Here is a 16,678-nt window from a genome sequence, read left to right as displayed (position 1 = left end):
GAAATACATAACATGTTCATTTAAATATACTAATTGCAAAATCATATTTTTTAATTCATTTGAAGTACAATATTTCCGAATTGTTCCCCATGTTCCATACGGCTTAGTGCACTAATTGCTTCTTCTAACGAGTAAACCTTATCAATAATTGGTTTAATTTGATATTTTTCAATAAACTTTATCATCTCATTAAATTCCTCACGGCTACCCATGGATGTTCCCATAATATCAATTTGATTATAAAATAATGCGCGTAATGGTAATTCAATTTTATCTCCTGAGCTTGCACCAAAATTCACGATTCTTCCATTTGGTTTTAATACATCAAAATATTTCAAGAAAGTTGCCGGGCCTATACTATCTATTATTAAATCTACTTTTTCACCTTGTAAGCTCTCTTCCCAATTTCCGGTACTATTAAAAGAAATATCTGCACCATATTTTTCAGCAAGTTCCCTTTTATTCTCTACCCTTGAAGTAACACTCACTTTTGCGCCGATTGCTTTCGCGAATAACATGGCAAATGTAGCTACACCACCGCCTATTCCCGGAATTAAAACATGTTCACCGCACTTCAATCTACCCTTTGTAAAAAGTGCTCTATATGCTGTTAATGCGGATAAAGATAAAACACCTGATTCTTCCCAAGTAAGATATGCCGGCTTTTCTACTACATTTTCAGCCGGTACAATTACATATTCAGCAAACGTCCCATCTTTCGGTCCGCCTAGCACTTCCGGTAACTCCGGTACTTCAGTAGCATGTTCCCATCCAATACTAGGATTAATAATAACTTCTGTATGTAGTGTAATACTTGAAACTCCTTCTCCTATTTCTGTAACAATTCCTGAGCCATCTGACCCTATTACTAATGGTAGATCCATTTCTTTTCTATTGTTTATAATAAATAAATCTCTATGATTTAATCCTGCAGCTTTTAACTTTACTTTTACTTCACCTGCATTAGGACTTATCTCAGGTGAAAATTTATATTCTAATCCCTCTAATCCTTTTTTATATTGATGTACAATAGCTTTCATTGCTTAATTCCCCCTTAATATTTCCAATGTACTAGAAATATCAAAATAAATAAAATAGTTTGCCTCCAATAATTAGAAATTATATATTTTTCCCAAAAAAATCCCCTCTCTATAAAAAGTATAGGAAGAGGTTTCAAAACTAATTAGATAAGAATCTATAAATTTATTGAGTTCTAGCCAATTCTAATATTTTTCGAATAAACGGCGCTTTCGCCTTTGTATATGAAACACGATCAAAAGCATATGTAATAGCAAGCATCTCTTTTAATTCTCTATATTCTTTACGTGCCCATTCATGGCTTATTAGAAAGTCCCGAAATAAAATATTGTTTCTCCATTCGTCACTATTATAAATATAAATATGCAAATGATGAGTACCCGCTCTCCATTTTCCCTTTCTAAAAAAACGCCAATTGGTTGCATCTTTTGGAACAAACTCATATCCAATTTCCGATAGAATTTCAATCCAGTTTTCAGTAATTTGTAAGTCTGTTACGCCAATCATCATATCAATAAGAGGTTTAGCTCCTAATCCTTCTACTGCTGTGCTTCCTATATGTTCAACAGCAATTATTTCTTGTCCTAACAAGGAACAGAATTTCTCTTTTTCTTTTATATACTCTTCAACCCAGTCTTTTTGATATGCTTTAATAACAATTTGTTGATCCATTGTATTCACCTCTTTATAAGTGTTTATCATTATATTTATAAAATTTTATATTATTAGCATAGGATTTCCATAAAATATGTCGAATAGTGGAATATACAACATAATTATATTAAATGTGAGGTAATCTATGAAAGATAATTCCGTGGAAATTCAGTTAAATAACGTAACATTCCAATTAAAAGAATATCATAATTTTGATTGGCTTATTAAATTAGGGACCGTATTTGCAGTTTTTGACCAGCAAGACTCAGGTAATATAAGTTTTGGTATAGAAAAAGATGGGCATAAGAAATTTATCAAATACGCAGGAGCACAAACAATTGCATTTGAAGGAACAACGGGTCACGCTATTAAAAGGCTAAAAAATTCAGTTACTATCTATGAAGATTTAAAGCATGAATCGCTCATAAGACTAATTGATCATTTTCCAGTCCAATCTGGATATGTATTAATTTTCGATTGGTTTGATGGTGAATGTCTTCATTCGCATTGGAGTTTCCCACCTCCTGAAAAATATAAAAATCCAAACTCACCATTTTATAAATTTAGACATTTATCTGCTATAGAACGAATTCATTCCTTACATTCCCTTTTTTCTTTCCATACTTATGTAGAAAAGAAAAACTATGTAGCAATAGATTTTTATGACGGTAGTATTCTATATAATTTTAATACAAACGAGACAAAAATTTGTGATATAGATTTATACAGTAAGAAACCTTACATAAATAAAATGGGCCGGCTATGGGGTTCCTCCCGTTTTATGTCACCAGAGGAATTTGAACTAAACGCAACAATTGATGAAAGAACAAATGTATTTAATATGGGAGCAATGGCTTTCTCACTTTTAGGCGGTGAAAAAGATCGTTCTTTTATAAAATGGGAAGCAAGTAAGGAATTATATGAGGTAGCGTATCGTGCTGTAAATAACAATCGAGCAGAACGGTATGCATCAGTTACAGAATTCTACGAAGCGTGGTTAAAAGCGGCTAATGCAGAAAATATATAACCTTAAATTATTAAAAGAAATATAGAGTTTATACTATTATCATGTATATTAAAAATGGTTTTATGAACGTTTCGTACTAATTACAACTCGAGTTAATGACTATAACATGAATAGAGTTAATAATGATGTGAGAACTCGAAATGTAAATACGACAAATGATTTAAATGATAATCAGAATAAAAATAATAATTGGGCTTGGTTTATTGGGACTACTAGGATTATTTGGTCTTAGAAAAAAAGACAAAGATCCAGAAACATGTTAATGTAGAACATTGTATTTAATTTTAAAAGATATTTATTTATCAAAAGAATGCAAAATGAATCGCCTTTAATAAGGCGATTTTTTATTTTTTAAAATCAATAACAATCACAAAAAACGGATGCAATTAATCGGAAACAATGAATTTCTTAACTTAATAGTAATAGAGCATTACATCTATTGGACAAACTACGCTCCTTTTTTATACCTTTTCTTCACTTACCCATATCTTATATTTTGTGTAACTAATTTAAATGCTACAGCCCTTGATATTCATAGCTTCATAACACTTCCTCTTTTGAGTTACACAACACATTAAAAATGAGTAACTGTATAGAATGGGGTAGAATAACATAGTCATCAAGTTAAAAGTTTAATGTACCAACAATTAGGAAGCTTTATATGTTAGAGAATTTCAACCTAAAAAAGTCGGATTCCTATACGTTAAGTAAAGTGAATAAAGTCTGTTACACTCTCTTCTTTAGGAACGTTTCCATAATATCCTTCTTGAACCATTCATAATCAAACTGAAAAGCTACATTATGCGTTTTATAGCCTGGATTAGTAACAAAACGAAAGTCTGCAATGCTTTGACCAAATCCTTCCCCTTGATCAGGAATTACTTTAATGGGTACCCTTGAAAGACTAACAGCCTCTTGATTCAGCAAATACCACACCGTTACAAAATCATGCATAGGACTTCCACTTATACCAGGATTAGACTTGGAGTAGAAATTATAATAATAATCTAACATAGGTTTGATGATGAGTCCTGCAAGATCCTGTGTATTCCGATGAAATGCATCAATTTGTTGGACCATTTCGGGTGTAACAATCGCATGTTGAGTCACATTTAAAGGAATAATCGTCAAGTTCTTTGCATGCTGTAAAATTAAGTTTGCTGCATAAGGATCTGCGTAAAAATTAGCTTCAGCCACAGCAGTTACGTTACCTGGATAGAAAAAAGCTCCCCCCATGCAAATGCATTCTCTTACATTTCGCATTGTTTCTAAATTTAATACAAAAGTCGTAGCTAGCGAAGAAAGTCTTCCTAAATTGATAATAGTAAGATCTTCTAAATTTGATTCTATAATTTGATAAATATCATTTAAAGGATAAACTGGATATGAAATTTCAGGTGGAATAATAGGTCCTAATCCAACTTTTCCATGTACCTCAGGGAAATACTGAATTAATATACCTGTCAACGGTACAGAAGCACCAAGGAATACAGGTATTTCTTTTCTTCCCGCAATGTACTTTAAATAGTTTATATTTCTTATTACATTTTCTCTTGATACATTTCCATAATCGGCCACAATTCCTACAAGTTGAATGTCTTTACGAAAAAAGATGTACAGTATAGCAAAGGCATCATCAATCCCTAAATCTGTAAACAGGAGAACCTTTTTTTGCATATCTCTTCCTCCAAAAAATTTATAGAATTCTACTTTCACCAATGATGTAGTGATTAGACTACGCTTGTATATATATTTTTTATGTATTCTTAAAGAAGGGATTCTATTCACTTGAAATAGCTTTGCTCATCTAAATTTGATTTTATGTTCTTAAGTCGTTTGGTCTATTGGGAAGTATTTTAAATCCAAAGTCTCAATACCATCTACAGTAAGTTCTCCACCAATTGGCTTACATTGAAAACAATGAGTGATAGTCTGAGCTTTATCTCCGTTCGGAAACTCACCAGAATATTTAGAATAGACACCTATAAGATGTTCAACTTCAACATTTAATCCTGTCTCCTCAAATATTTCTCGTTTAGCGGTTTCTTCAAGAGATTCTCCAAGTTCCATAGCACCACCTGGAAGACCCCATTCATTTCTATCTCGCCGTTTTTGTAAAAGAATTTCATTTCGTTCGTTATAAACAATACCTCCAGCAAAATTAAGAAATATTAAATCATGCCCTACTTTTCCCCGGATATAACGAATGTAGTCCTTATTTGTAGTCATAAATTCCCTCCTAATTTATATATAAAGATAGAAGAAAATAGTAACAAAAATGATAATATTCCTTATTCTCATAAGGGATTTGCCCTTTACTTTTTATCAATCTATGCGTTTATTAACCATTTCTATTCTAATACCTTCATTTCCTAAATCCCCTTTCAAAATAAAGAGACCACCATTTCTTAAAACAATTTTATCGCAGTTCTAAAAATTGGTGTCCTCTAGTTTTCTAGCCGGACTATATTCTATTTTCAAGCCCATTTCTATCTCCCCATGAATAAAACTCAATGTTCTGTTTATACTACAACTACATCTAGAGACACATCACTGTTTAGAGCGGCTAGGTTTTGTTAGCTGCTCTTTTGTGTTTTACACAAATAAAATCAATAACTCAGCATATAATATCTATGTAGCTAGACTATTACCTCTGTATCGAGCAGTTAGGCTGGGCTAAATGCTCTTTTATTTATGACAAAATAAAACTTTTAAACAGAATTACTTTCGTATAACATTTTCAATCTCGCTTACACTATAACTGTAAATTTAAGTTACACATCTATTACTTATAGGGCCTAATTTTCTTTTGTGTAACAATTGGTTAGCTCATAAAGTTAACCAATTTGTTGCCTTAAATATTTTTTATTTCTCAATACTTAATACCTAGAATTAATTCTAATTTATTGGCATTAAACTATTGACATTGATTTTCCTCATATGCAATTTTTGAAAAGGCCTTTTCTCTCACATTAGGCTCTTTTATTTATTAAAAAAAGATTATTTTATATAGATTACTATAAGCATCCATAAAGCCAAAGCACCAATGATAGCGAGTACTATACGTGTAGATAGTATCCTTACTTCAAAGTCTGTTTTCTTGGAGGGTTCAGGATATGCAATTATGTAAATTCCCTTTAATAATGCAAGCCATGCAATAACCGTTAGGAATCCCTGCCAGTTGAATCCCCATACATTATGTAGAATTACAGTACCTAATCCTAGGAAAATCGATAGAAAACCATACATAATACCAAACCCTCTGTCTTCAACCACTAATTTTTTTAAGTCACGTAACACCGATGGACGGACGAATAGTATTCCCGATACGATAACCGTCATCCATCCCCAGAACAGCCCTAAAAAAGTACTAGTTTCCATTATTATTTCACTCCCCTCAATTATATTTATATTTCAGATATTCCTTCCTTTAGAACAATTCCAGCACTTTTCACATTTACAATAACTAAATATTCCCATCTTACCAGTTTTAAAATCTTCATTGTCATGACTATTAATAAGTTTATATCTTTGTATACATTTAGGTTATTTTAATTTACCCAACCAATTTCCTAGCATAAATTAATTCCTTTCCTCTAGAAGATACTCTTTCTATTCCCACCCTCTTAAGGATATATCGGAAAATATCTCCAATCATTGTAACGTGGTAGCTTGTTTTTCTTTAAACAAAAGAATTATTTTGTTTAAAAATTCATTCCAATTTATAACCACTATATTTTTCTTATATTTTCCATTAAAATTTAATAGCAATATTTTGATAACAAAGGAGCAACCTATGAAGCATAATATAAATCTATGGTCTTTTTTTTTCATTCGTTTGCATTGCTTTTTTTCTTTTATATCTTGAAGTATGAACACCTGAAATGAATGCGTCGTTTATAAATATCGTTTATTTTCACCATTTATTTTTTGTACTCATTTTTTCAATAGGAACTTTTTTTGCTGGTATTAAAGGATTCTCTAAAGCAGGTAATTGGATAGCAATGCTTAGAAGCATAGTAACAGTTCTGCTAACATTGTTATTATCAGTGTTTTTAACACTAACTTTAATCGTTGGTTATGCATTAAGTTAAACGTAATTCTTCACGAATAAAACTAAATATTACGTCAATACTATATATGACATTAGATTTTCTCCTTGTTCCCCCTTGGAGAAGAGCAGTTGGCTTTTGCTAACTGCTCTTATTTTCTACAATTGGTTTCATTTACCTGATGTATTTAACGTAATATTAAGTTACAATATAAACGAATAAAATATATTTGGCTGTTATACCATTACCCTAGGAAACTAGGGTTTTTATTTCTATAAAATGAAATTTTTATTGTAATTACTCACCCATAGTTTTATATTTTTCAAATATTCCATTCTTCCGGAGAGTATTTACTAGCTGCCTTATCGTTAATTCCGTTCTTCCTAATGCTAAAGCAATTCCCTTCATCTTTCCGAATCCATAATACTTACATATGTAGGCTAATTCTTTCGTTGTATACGGCTTCTTATGATTCGGATGGTAATCGGTTGGTACTTCATTCGGCCCTGCGCATCATATTGAACTTCCACCCTGATCACTTTCCTTTCAAATGAATTTTTTATTAAGCTACTTGATAAGCTTTACAAACCCATGATTCATCTTCGTCTGCATCAATCCGCAAAGAATATTTCTACCTTCAATTTCAAACCATTCTCCATTACGGCCGTCGCCTCAAATACTCCGCTTATATGATCAAATTTCTTGATATCCTCGTCCTCTAACATTCCGAATTCTTCTGGAAGACTATCGTAGAATTTTTCTACTGCATTTTCTAAATCATACTGACTTTTATATGTTTGTTCGTGAATTAACTGGACCTCCATTTTCATTCTCCTTTTCTAATAAAATAGCGTTTTTGTTTAGTTTCACTCCAAAAGTAAAATTTTCATTTTTTCATTCAACCAAGTTCATAACATATTCTTTTCCCCCGATAAAATAATGATTAGGTGTCCCATGCGCATTTTATTCATTGGAAATCATACCTTTCACGTACTTACGTATTAGAAACTTCATTTCTGCTTCTTCTCCACTAGCAATTTTGTTCACTTTTTTGATACATTTATGAAACATTCACATGTTATCTTCAATATGTTCTATTCTTTTTGAAAAACCATGTGAGAATACCAAAATAAGAAGCCCTAGAACCCTAACTCTAGGGCTTCTTGTTTTCAAATAAGGATTTTGCTAAAAAACTACACATTTATTAAGAACATGCATAAAATATAATGTGGTATTCTTTTTCAATATTAATGTTTATCCGAGAGCGCCTTGAATGGCGCTCTTTAATTTCCAAATAACATTTTTAGATAATTACGAGAGCGGATTTTATTATGTTGTACAAGCACTACTTCACTTTATTAAATAGACTATATAGATATTTAAAAGAAGGGAGCTTTAAATTCACATGGCTGATTACTTTTATAAAGATGGTAAAAAATATTATAAAAACTAATCACATTCCAACAATCAAAAAAATAACTGTTTTATTGAAACTCATACGATAGCTGGTTCTGCAGAAAATGAAAATGGAAATATACCTGTGTCAGTTTTCCTTGAAACCACCGCTCCACAAACTGTATTTGAGGATTTTACAAACAATCATAACAAAACATTAATTCAGTTATTCGTTGTTGGTATGAGTGCACCCGTTCAAGTAACTATTCTAACAAGAAGATCTAGCGTACCAATTACTACTACATTACAACCTGTTCAAACAAAAATATTTCAAGTTGAAGATTTTCAAAGTCTTACTCTTACAAAGCAGGAAGGTTCTACTAGTGTAGTTAGTTTATTTGTTCAAAAAACATTTTGTATATGTTGTAACGATAATAACGATTCATGTGATGAATATTACCAAGAATGTAATTGATAGATTAAATCACCAGAAAAACCCTTTATATAAAGGGTTCTTTTCCTTTTACTCCCCTCATTTTCCCGTTTTTTATTAAAATAACTATTTTATTATGTTTCCTAACTTACAGTAATGTCCTTAAAAAAACATTCATATATATTTATCAGATGCACTTTGAAATCCCAGAGTATCGAATACTTTTATGAGTCGACTGACCAACAATATTCGATTTATCTTTAAAAATTTATTAAAAATAACTTAGATACAAAAAAGCTACGTTTTATATAGGATAAAAATTTTTTTACGCAAAGGAGCTTGATTATTTGTGAATTTCCAAAATGATAACAACTCTAACATTCACAAACCTTGCACTTGTCCATCCCCCACGGCTAACAGTTTAAATGTTGTTCAAACTACCCCATCAATAGTCTCGGTAAATTCTGCGATTCCACTAGATACCGTGGTAAATTCTAATGGTACGGCAATCTCATTCACACCACCAACAACTGTTTTACTTGAAGGTGGAAGAACCTATTTGGCAATCTATGAAGTGCAAGTTATCATTCAACCAGGAGGTAATTCGGCAGGTATCACTATGTATCTTAATAATAATCCAATCATTGGCTCTGGTACTTCTCTGGGATATACTGCAGGATTCACTTCTGTATCAGCACCCGCTATTTTCACTACACCTTTAGGTATAACAAGTACTCTTACTGTTAATGTAGGACCATATTCTAATACATTAAATACATTGGGCTTAACTCTTGCTGTTGTAGCATTAACATAATAAAATGTAAAACTCTCTAAAATGATTTTATTTGTCCCTTAACTGTCTATTGGGCTAGCCTCTAAGAACTCCCCATAACTACATATAGAAAAAGTACATTATTTGGTTCGATAGTACTAGGTGACTCGGCTAGCACAATTGTTGTGTCACCTATTTTTTTATAATAAAATAACGCTTTTAATTTTATTTCCATGAATACAGCAAAAAAAGAGGCCCTATGGCTCTTTTTTTATTCCTTAATAACAATCTAAATATGATAAAATATATCCATCACTCATATGTCCAAATATGTAATTTTCATAGCACCAAAATTACAACTAGACTTATATATAAATAAAAAAAGCACTCATTATGAGTGCTTTTTAAAGGTTATAACCTATCCATTTTTGTCCTAACGATGTATTAATTAAATACCATGCTTGTTTTACTTTGACAGATTGATAAGCAACATAACCTACTACATTTGGGTTACCAGGGCCATTATATAAAGGTTGTTTAGATCCTATTTCTAGTTGAGCAGCATTTGAATTTAATCTATCTTTAAGAAAAAGTGCATCTCCATTATAGCCAACCCATTTTTCTCCTAAAGATGTATCAATTAAATACCATGCTTGTTCTACTGTAACAGTTTGCCAGGCAACATAACCTACTACATTTGGATTACCAGGACCATTATATAAAGGTTGTTTAGATCCAACATAATTCAATAATTGAGATCCGCCGCTTGTATAAAGATCCGCTTTATGATTTCCGTAAGCCATAACTTTTGAAGAATTGATAGACATAAATGCGAATGCTAGTACAAAAAACACTACAAAAACCTTTTTCATTTTCTTTCCCCCTTGCATTATTTTATATTTCCATTTTTTATATCACTTAATTTTCAGTATATTGTAAATATAAAATTAGCAGTAACTTACATATCATATCCTATAACTGAATTTGTTCATATATGGTAAAATATATCCATCGCTCATATGTCCAACTATGCAATTTTCAAAATAGCAACATTACAACTAGACTTATACAACATAATTCAAAACAAAATGAAGGAGTGTTTTAAGTGAAAGGACATATTCGAAAAAGAGGAAATAAGTACTTAGTGTGTTTCTGGTTATAAGACAAAAAAGAAGCAGTAAAAAATGTGACGAAAAAGATTACGGATTTAAATGAAGGGACTTTTGTGGAGCCGTCTAAGCTTACTTTAAAAGACTATCTCGTTCAGTGGCTAGAAATTAAAAGGATGAGTTTAGAAAAGAATACCTACGTTTCTTATAGTAGCAACATAACCCACCATGTTTTACCGAACATGCAGAAAGAAGTAGTAAAAAGTTTTGGTAAAAGTATCTTTGAATAGCTAATGTTTGCATTTTATAAAAAAAGCTAAATAAATCTTGTATGAACAAGGTTTATACATCCTAACACATGTTATCATGTATAATACATATGTTAAGTAAATTCAGAATAACGAGGCAAATATTATGGACTTTGTTTATATTAATCAAAACGTATTAAATAATCTTCTATACATTTTATGTAGTATATTTGTTTTTTATTTCATATATGATAGCAAGCATTATTTGAAAAAATACAAAATATTACTGATTACCCTTTGTTCTAGTATCCCGCTTATTTTATGTATGCGATACCCTATCTATATGGATGAAAGTTGTATTCATGATTTAAGACAAATTCCGGTCATAATAGGTACGCTTTATGGTGGATTCCCTGTCGGTATCATATTGTTTACAATTTTATTAATTACAAGATTTTTATTTTATGGCTTTAACATGCTGACAGTCGTTGTTTACGGAATAATGTTCATCGTTACAGCACTCGCATCTTCAAAATTTAATACATATAATAGAAAGCTTAAAGTAGCTTTTTCCATGTTTTTAACCTTTTTCCTAGCAATATTTACAACTGTAATTGTATTAACTTTATCAGATTTTGAAGTGAATAATTTGTATATTATTTATTTCATGGTATTACCGACTACTTTAATGTTATTTATTGTTTATATAAATGAAGTTATAAAAGATGCTGTATTAATGCGCTCTAAATTAATTAAAATGGAAAAAATGGAGATTGTTAGCCAACTCGCTGCAAGTATATCGCACGAAGTAAGGAATCCCTTAACGGTTGTAAAAGGATTTACACAGCTTTTAAAAACACCAAATTTAACTGCTGAATCAAGAGACGAATATATTAAACATATACTTGAAGAGTTAAATCGTGCCCAAGAAATTATCGATGATTACTTAACGTTTGCCAAACCTTCTCCAGAAAAATTAGATCAAATTTCAGTAAAACAAGAGTTAAATCGAGTTATTAATATGATATTGCCATTGTGTAATATGAATACGATACATATTACACAGGATTTTTCTGAGGCAACCATTGTTGGTAATAAACAACACTTTCAACAATGTTTTTTAAACTTAATAAAAAACAGTATTGAAGCAATGCCTAATGGTGGTACCTTAAATATTTCCTCATCTATCAATAATAGTAAAGTTGAAATACGAATTGAAGATAGCGGAGTTGGAATGTCACAGGAGCAAATACATCGATTCGGTGAACCGTATTTTAGTACAAAAACAAAAGGCACCGGTTTAGGTACGATGGTTGCTGTTAAGATTATTGAGACGATGCATGGAAGTTTAAAAATCCGAAGTATCGTTAGTAAAGGAACGACTTTAACGATTACGTTCCCGAAATATAGTGAGAATACGCATTTAAACAAATAAAAAAGGAGCATAGTTGCTCCTTTTTTATTTGTTTCGATACATATCTTCAATGTTTTTTTAGTTTACATTTGTGAAGACTAATTAAAAATTAGTATCCTCCGCCCCAGCAGCTGCATCCTACAATTATTAATAGAATGAATAACACAACTAGTAAAGCGAAACCTCCACCAAAACCACAAGAACCACCGTAACTCATATTTTCTCCTCCTTTTGGTTTGAAAACTAATAGGTAGTTGATCATTTTAACTGGTTCGTATTATACATTATGTATATATCCCTTTTTTGAGCATGTCTACATAAAAATAAGTAAAAGCACTCGTTTAAAGAGTGCTTTAAAATGGATACCAAAAGTTTTGAAATACGTTTAATTTTAAATATACCGCAGCAATGAATATGAAAACACCGGCAAATAAAACGATGAAATCTTCACGTTTCGCCTTACTTGTATAAAACCATGTACGTTTATCCTTCTTTCCAAATCCTCTTAAATCCATTGCATTTGAAATCGTATCTATTCTTTCTAGAGAATGAATGATTAGCGGCCAGAAAATTAAAAAACGGTTCTTCATACGAACCCATATATTTGCTTCTCCTTTTTCAAAAGCCACGCCTCTCGCTTCTTGCGCGTGTTTAATAATTTTATACTCAGACTGGATGTCAGGAATATAACGTAGTGCAATATTTACTGCATATGTAATCTTATAATGAATACCAAGTTTACTTAAGCTACTTACAAATTCGCTTGGATCTGTCGTGTAAATAAAAAGAAGTGTAAATGGTAATAACGTAAAATACTTTAATGAAAGTGTAGCTGCATAAAATAATGTTTCATATGTAATCGTTGCATATCCAATATGTAAAAACGCGGTATATGATTCAGTTAATTCAGATCCATAAGTTGGTGTAATAAATAAAATCATGACAGAGTTTAATAAACTAAATGTAAATATGACACTAAAAACAATTAAAATTTTACGAAATGGAATTTTAGCAATGCTGAGTCCGATACATCCAATAATAAATAGTATTAGCAACACCCGAAAATCAAAAAACAAAAAAGTAAGCATCATACAAAAAATAAATAAAAACAATTTCACTACCCCATCCATACGATGAAAATATGTACTATGCACCTTCCTCCCTCCTATTACTATCTAAATAAAGTTCCATAAATTTTTCCGGACATGCAATCCCACTAAATTTAACAAGCTTGGTTAAAGAACTCTCTCTTAAGTTAGCTATTTGTAACGTTTCTTGATCACCAAATACATTAGACACTGTATTATCCGCAATAATTTTCCCTTCATGTAGAACTACTGCACGGTCTGCATATTCTAGTGCGAGATTCATATCGTGAGTGATAAAAACAAATGAAATTCCCTTTTTAGCTAGTTTTTTAATAAAAGACATAAATTGTTTATAGTGATAATAATCTTGTCCCGCTGTCGGTTCATCTAATATGATAAGCTTAGGATTTGTTGTTAATACAGATGCGATTGTTAATCTCTTTTTTTGCCCATAGCTTAGTGCTTGAATTGGCCAATTACGAAATGGATATAAACCACAAATTTTTAAAGTTCCTTCTACTCTATTCTTAATTTCTTCCTTAGAAAAATTATGTAATGTTAATGTAAATGAAACTTCTTCAAAAACAGTAGACTGTGTAATCATATGATTTGGATTTTGCATCACGTAAGATATGATTTTCCCACGTTTACGAATAGACCAAGAACTAATATTTTCACCTTCTAACAAGATTTTCCCATTTTTTATTTTGTTTATGCCTATAAGACTATGAGCTAATGTGGATTTCCCTGCTCCATTATGTCCCAACAGTGCTACAATTTCTCCTTCATATATTGAAAGGTTTACATTTTCTAATACTTTTTGTTTATTAGGGTATGAAAATGATAAATTCTCCACTTTAAGTAATTCCTTGTTTTTAGTATTACCTTTTAATATGACTTGTTTCTCCATCCACTCTTTTAGAACGTTGCCTACCTTTTCTTTTTGAAGGTTTTCCATTGGATATATTACGTCATTATTACGATCAAAATGTAATCTCTTTAATGCTTCGATGTAAATAGGCTCTCTTAAGCCAATACATGGTAATATATTTGACGCTAAGATTTCTTTTGGTGTTCCTATTGCAAAGACTTTACCTTCATCAATTAATATAACTTTGTCTAAATCCAGCTTTAAAATTTCTTCTATCCTATGTTCGATAATAACAATCGTTTTATTATATTGCTCATGTATATCTTTCATAAGTTCTATCGTATGTACGGCGCTTAGTGGATCTAAGTTCGCTAACGGTTCATCGAACAATAATATATCCGCATTTGTTGTTAATAAACCAGCAAGAGAAACTGTTTGCTTTTGACCTCCTGATAATTCATGTGGACTTTGTTTATGAAACGTATGCATCTTCACCTTTCTTAATGAGTCGGAAACAATCTTTTTCATGTCATCTTGATTTACACATTCATTTTCTAAATAAAAAGCTACATCTTCTTCTACTGTCAGACCAATAAATTGAGCATCTTGATCTTGCAAAATTGTTCCTACCTGCTTACTTTGTTCAAAAATACTTCCTTCCCTCGGATCTTTACCGGCAATTAAAACGTTACCTGTACTAGTCCCTTCGTAAGAAAATGGGATTAGCCCATTTATACAATGAGCTAATGTCGACTTTCCTGAACCACTTCGTCCAGCAATTAGTACTTTTTCCCCAGGGTATATATGAAAGGTAATATCACTTAAAGTAGGCTGCGCAGCATGCCCATATTGAAAGGTAAATTGTTCAAACGAAATAATTGGTTGCATGTTAACATCCCTACTTTTCAATTTTTAAATGTGTATGTTTCTTATTAGATTTTGCCAAGCCAATTGTAAGTGGCAATCCAAGTACTAAGAAAACGATAACATCGGAAATTGTTGCTCCTAATACTTGGATAACAATTTTGTCAAATGGTTCTCCCATCACAATAATATCGAATGCCCCAGCAAATATAATAGCAATGACAATACCAACTAGCCCAGTAATTGCTAAATAAGAAATATCCCCCTTGTTAAACGACCCGTTTTTCACACTAAAACCAACTCTTTTTTGAATAAGACCCATCGAAAAACCAATAATCCCTGAACTAATAACCCAGCCCCACCAAATCCCCCATCCAGCAATCGTATCTGTTACGGTATGACCGATAAGTCCGATTAACAGTCCTGCCACTGGACCAAATAATGCTCCAAAAACAGTTAATATAGCTAATGCTGGTTTAATAAATGTATTCGGTGCAATAGAAAATCCCCAAAGTCCTAATATCCCGTATAATGCTGCTCCAATACCGATTGCTACTACTAACTTTGTTGATAATTTGTTCATTACAATTCCCCTCTCATATTAGTCAACTTTTATTACTCTATATTTAATTTAAAAATGAATTATGCATCTACACTCCCTTTCTATACAACAAAAAATGACCTCTTATATAAGAGGTCATTTTCTTTCACGTTCAAGAATCCTCTTATCTTTCAAAAAACACAACGTGTCCTCTGCGGAATTAGCACCTTCCTATAAAATTGCATAGGGGTTGCTGAGGTTTCTTAGGGCCGTTCCCTCCACCTCTCTGGATAAGTATTAATTTGTAATTCGTATTATGGCACTAAAGAATATAAATTTCAACACTTTTCTTACTATTTTTATTTTTTGTTAAATGGATCATTTAAATCATTGTATTCTTATCGGAATTATGAAATAATAAATTCAAAATCGTTTCGGGAGGAATGCATTATGAAAGTTATTGGTTTGATTGGAGGATTAAGTTGGGAATCTACATCATTATACTATAAACATATTAATACACTTACACTCTCTCAATACGATCAAAATGCAAAGTTAGTTTTATATAGTATGGATTTTGGTGAAGTAACTACTTTATTACAAAACCATCAATATGAAGAAGTGAAAAATGAACTAGTTACAGTTGCAAAGAAAGTTGAAAAATCTGGGGCTGAATGTTTATTAATGTGTTCAAATACTGTACATCTATTTGCCGAGGAGGTAGAACAAGCAATATCTATCCCGCTTCTTCACATTGGTGATGTAAGTGCTAAAGAAATGGTAGAACAGAATATAAAACGTATCGGACTATTAGGAACAAAACAAACGATGGAGCAAGATTTCTATAAATCACGATTAGCGAAATATAACATTGAGACAATTATCCCAAATGAAGAGGAAAGAACCTTTATCCACCATGTCATATTAGATGAATTAAGTAGAGGGATCATTTCAGAAACATCTAAAGAAAAGTTATTACAAATTACAAAATCATTAATTCAAAACGGCGCTGAAGGTATATTATTAGGCTGTACTGAAATACCTTTACTCATCTCCCAAAATGATCTTACTGTTCCCGTTTTTGATACTGCTTTTTTACATGCAAATACTGCTGTGCAATTTGCTGGATAAGAATATACAAGCATAAAGGTGAGAACCTCTATGCTTGTATA

At 31.5% G+C, this 16,678-nt stretch carries 13 protein-coding genes, 7 pseudogenes and 1 riboswitch; of the genes and pseudogenes, 8 read left to right on the top strand and 12 right to left on the bottom strand.

The annotated features are described in order from the left end of the window. Positions 1-50: 50 nt before the first annotated feature. Positions 51-1,040 carry a zinc-binding dehydrogenase gene (locus tag ACS2FK_RS17755; RefSeq protein WP_063547431.1) on the bottom strand — a complete coding sequence of 330 codons (990 nt, stop codon included), beginning with the start codon at positions 1,038-1,040 and terminating at the stop codon, positions 51-53. A gap of 163 nt (positions 1,041-1,203) precedes the next feature. Then, on the bottom strand, positions 1,204-1,710 hold the full coding sequence (locus ACS2FK_RS17750; protein WP_063547430.1) for a GrpB family protein: 507 nt from the start codon (positions 1,708-1,710) through the stop codon (positions 1,204-1,206). A gap of 127 nt (positions 1,711-1,837) precedes the next feature. On the opposite strand from ACS2FK_RS17750, the gene ACS2FK_RS17745 reads away from it, so the two are divergent. Next, complete coding sequence (locus ACS2FK_RS17745; protein WP_063547429.1) at positions 1,838-2,719, top strand: protein kinase domain-containing protein; 882 nt, start codon at positions 1,838-1,840, stop codon at positions 2,717-2,719. A gap of 79 nt (positions 2,720-2,798) precedes the next feature. Then, positions 2,799-2,982 (top strand): annotated as a pseudogene (locus ACS2FK_RS17740) (WGxxGxxG family protein); the annotation flags it as partial. Between the two features lie 463 nt (positions 2,983-3,445). Here ACS2FK_RS17740 and ACS2FK_RS17735 read toward each other — a convergent pair. The 3 genes and pseudogenes from ACS2FK_RS17735 to ACS2FK_RS17725 form a co-directional block, all read right to left on the bottom strand. Further along, complete coding sequence (locus ACS2FK_RS17735; RefSeq protein ID WP_063547428.1) at positions 3,446-4,396, bottom strand: nucleoside hydrolase; 951 nt, start codon at positions 4,394-4,396, stop codon at positions 3,446-3,448. 159 nt (positions 4,397-4,555) lie between these two features. Then, positions 4,556-4,948: pseudogene (locus ACS2FK_RS17730) on the bottom strand (NUDIX hydrolase); the annotation flags it as partial. Positions 4,949-5,719: 771 nt separating this feature from the next. Beyond that, positions 5,720-6,100, bottom strand: coding sequence for a hypothetical protein (locus ACS2FK_RS17725; RefSeq protein ID WP_063547426.1), 381 nt, complete (start codon positions 6,098-6,100; stop codon positions 5,720-5,722). 415 nt (positions 6,101-6,515) lie between these two features. On the opposite strand from ACS2FK_RS17725, the pseudogene ACS2FK_RS17720 reads away from it, so the two are divergent. After that, positions 6,516-6,813: pseudogene (locus ACS2FK_RS17720) on the top strand (hypothetical protein). 255 nt (positions 6,814-7,068) lie between these two features. Here the strand turns inward: ACS2FK_RS17720 and ACS2FK_RS17715 are convergent. Both ACS2FK_RS17715 and ACS2FK_RS17710 read right to left on the bottom strand, forming a co-directional pair. Next, positions 7,069-7,301: pseudogene (locus tag ACS2FK_RS17715) on the bottom strand (DNA-entry nuclease). A 32-nt stretch (positions 7,302-7,333) separates the two neighbouring features. Next, positions 7,334-7,595, bottom strand: a pseudogene (locus ACS2FK_RS17710) (hypothetical protein). A gap of 581 nt (positions 7,596-8,176) precedes the next feature. Between ACS2FK_RS17710 and ACS2FK_RS17705 the strand changes: the two are divergent. Then, positions 8,177-8,641 (top strand): annotated as a pseudogene (locus tag ACS2FK_RS17705) (exosporium protein D). A gap of 307 nt (positions 8,642-8,948) precedes the next feature. After that, positions 8,949-9,413: a hypothetical protein gene (locus tag ACS2FK_RS17700; protein WP_063547424.1), complete on the top strand. Its 465-nt coding sequence runs from the start codon at positions 8,949-8,951 to the stop codon at positions 9,411-9,413. A gap of 362 nt (positions 9,414-9,775) precedes the next feature. Here the strand turns inward: ACS2FK_RS17700 and ACS2FK_RS17695 are convergent, their stop codons facing one another. Further along, positions 9,776-10,243 (bottom strand): hypothetical protein, encoded by a 468-nt coding sequence (locus ACS2FK_RS17695; RefSeq protein ID WP_063547423.1) that lies wholly within the window; start codon positions 10,241-10,243, stop codon positions 9,776-9,778. A 233-nt stretch (positions 10,244-10,476) separates the two neighbouring features. Between ACS2FK_RS17695 and ACS2FK_RS17690 the strand changes: the two are divergent. Beyond that, positions 10,477-10,725, top strand: a pseudogene (locus ACS2FK_RS17690) (site-specific integrase); the annotation flags it as partial. A 169-nt stretch (positions 10,726-10,894) separates the two neighbouring features. Continuing rightward, positions 10,895-12,163 carry a sensor histidine kinase gene (locus ACS2FK_RS17685; protein WP_063547421.1) on the top strand — a complete coding sequence of 423 codons (1,269 nt, stop codon included), beginning with the start codon at positions 10,895-10,897 and terminating at the stop codon, positions 12,161-12,163. A gap of 88 nt (positions 12,164-12,251) precedes the next feature. On the opposite strand, the gene ACS2FK_RS17680 is transcribed toward ACS2FK_RS17685, so the two are convergent. From ACS2FK_RS17680 to ACS2FK_RS17665, 4 genes are all read right to left on the bottom strand, one after another. Beyond that, positions 12,252-12,359: a YjcZ family sporulation protein gene (locus ACS2FK_RS17680; RefSeq protein WP_000120182.1), complete on the bottom strand. Its 108-nt coding sequence runs from the start codon at positions 12,357-12,359 to the stop codon at positions 12,252-12,254. 136 nt (positions 12,360-12,495) lie between these two features. Then, complete coding sequence (locus ACS2FK_RS17675) at positions 12,496-13,296, bottom strand: energy-coupling factor transporter transmembrane component T family protein (protein ID WP_063547420.1); 801 nt, start codon at positions 13,294-13,296, stop codon at positions 12,496-12,498. Further along, positions 13,289-14,989, bottom strand: a complete 1,701-nt coding sequence (locus ACS2FK_RS17670; RefSeq protein WP_063547419.1) for an ABC transporter ATP-binding protein — start codon at positions 14,987-14,989, stop codon at positions 13,289-13,291. Before ACS2FK_RS17670 ends, ACS2FK_RS17675 begins: the two co-directional genes overlap by 8 nt. Before the next feature lie 10 nt (positions 14,990-14,999). Further along, on the bottom strand, positions 15,000-15,548 hold the full coding sequence (locus tag ACS2FK_RS17665) for an ECF-type riboflavin transporter substrate-binding protein (RefSeq protein WP_001038210.1): 549 nt from the start codon (positions 15,546-15,548) through the stop codon (positions 15,000-15,002). 139 nt (positions 15,549-15,687) lie between these two features. Further along, positions 15,688-15,803: riboswitch (SAM riboswitch) on the bottom strand. A 153-nt stretch (positions 15,804-15,956) separates the two neighbouring features. Between ACS2FK_RS17665 and ACS2FK_RS17660 the strand changes: the two genes are divergently transcribed. Beyond that, positions 15,957-16,637 (top strand): aspartate/glutamate racemase family protein, encoded by a 681-nt coding sequence (locus ACS2FK_RS17660; RefSeq protein WP_063547418.1) that lies wholly within the window; start codon positions 15,957-15,959, stop codon positions 16,635-16,637. Positions 16,638-16,678 lie beyond the last annotated feature (41 nt).

The sequence above is a fragment of the Bacillus cereus group sp. BceL220 genome (assembly GCF_051776965.1).
Classification (GTDB): domain Bacteria; phylum Bacillota; class Bacilli; order Bacillales; family Bacillaceae_G; genus Bacillus_A; species Bacillus_A cereus.
This window is presented reverse-complemented; position numbering and strand designations above follow the sequence as displayed.

Excerpts from the sequence above, each read along its gene's own strand:
- ACS2FK_RS17755 (WP_063547431.1), bottom strand. The coding sequence starts at position 1,040 with ATGAAAGCTATTGTACATCAATATAAAAAAGGATTAGAGGGATTAGAA.
- ACS2FK_RS17750 (WP_063547430.1), bottom strand. The coding sequence starts at position 1,710 with ATGGATCAACAAATTGTTATTAAAGCATATCAAAAAGACTGGGTTGAA.
- ACS2FK_RS17745 (WP_063547429.1), top strand. The coding sequence starts at position 1,838 with ATGAAAGATAATTCCGTGGAAATTCAGTTAAATAACGTAACATTCCAA.
- ACS2FK_RS17735 (WP_063547428.1), bottom strand. The coding sequence starts at position 4,396 with ATGCAAAAAAAGGTTCTCCTGTTTACAGATTTAGGGATTGATGATGCC.
- ACS2FK_RS17725 (WP_063547426.1), bottom strand. The coding sequence starts at position 6,100 with ATGGAAACTAGTACTTTTTTAGGGCTGTTCTGGGGATGGATGACGGTT.
- ACS2FK_RS17695 (WP_063547423.1), bottom strand. The coding sequence starts at position 10,243 with ATGAAAAAGGTTTTTGTAGTGTTTTTTGTACTAGCATTCGCATTTATG.
- ACS2FK_RS17685 (WP_063547421.1), top strand. The coding sequence starts at position 10,895 with ATGGACTTTGTTTATATTAATCAAAACGTATTAAATAATCTTCTATAC.
- ACS2FK_RS17680 (WP_000120182.1), bottom strand. The coding sequence starts at position 12,359 with ATGAGTTACGGTGGTTCTTGTGGTTTTGGTGGAGGTTTCGCTTTACTA.
- ACS2FK_RS17670 (WP_063547419.1), bottom strand. The coding sequence starts at position 14,989 with ATGCAACCAATTATTTCGTTTGAACAATTTACCTTTCAATATGGGCAT.
- ACS2FK_RS17665 (WP_001038210.1), bottom strand. The coding sequence starts at position 15,548 with ATGAACAAATTATCAACAAAGTTAGTAGTAGCAATCGGTATTGGAGCA.
- ACS2FK_RS17660 (WP_063547418.1), top strand. The coding sequence starts at position 15,957 with ATGAAAGTTATTGGTTTGATTGGAGGATTAAGTTGGGAATCTACATCA.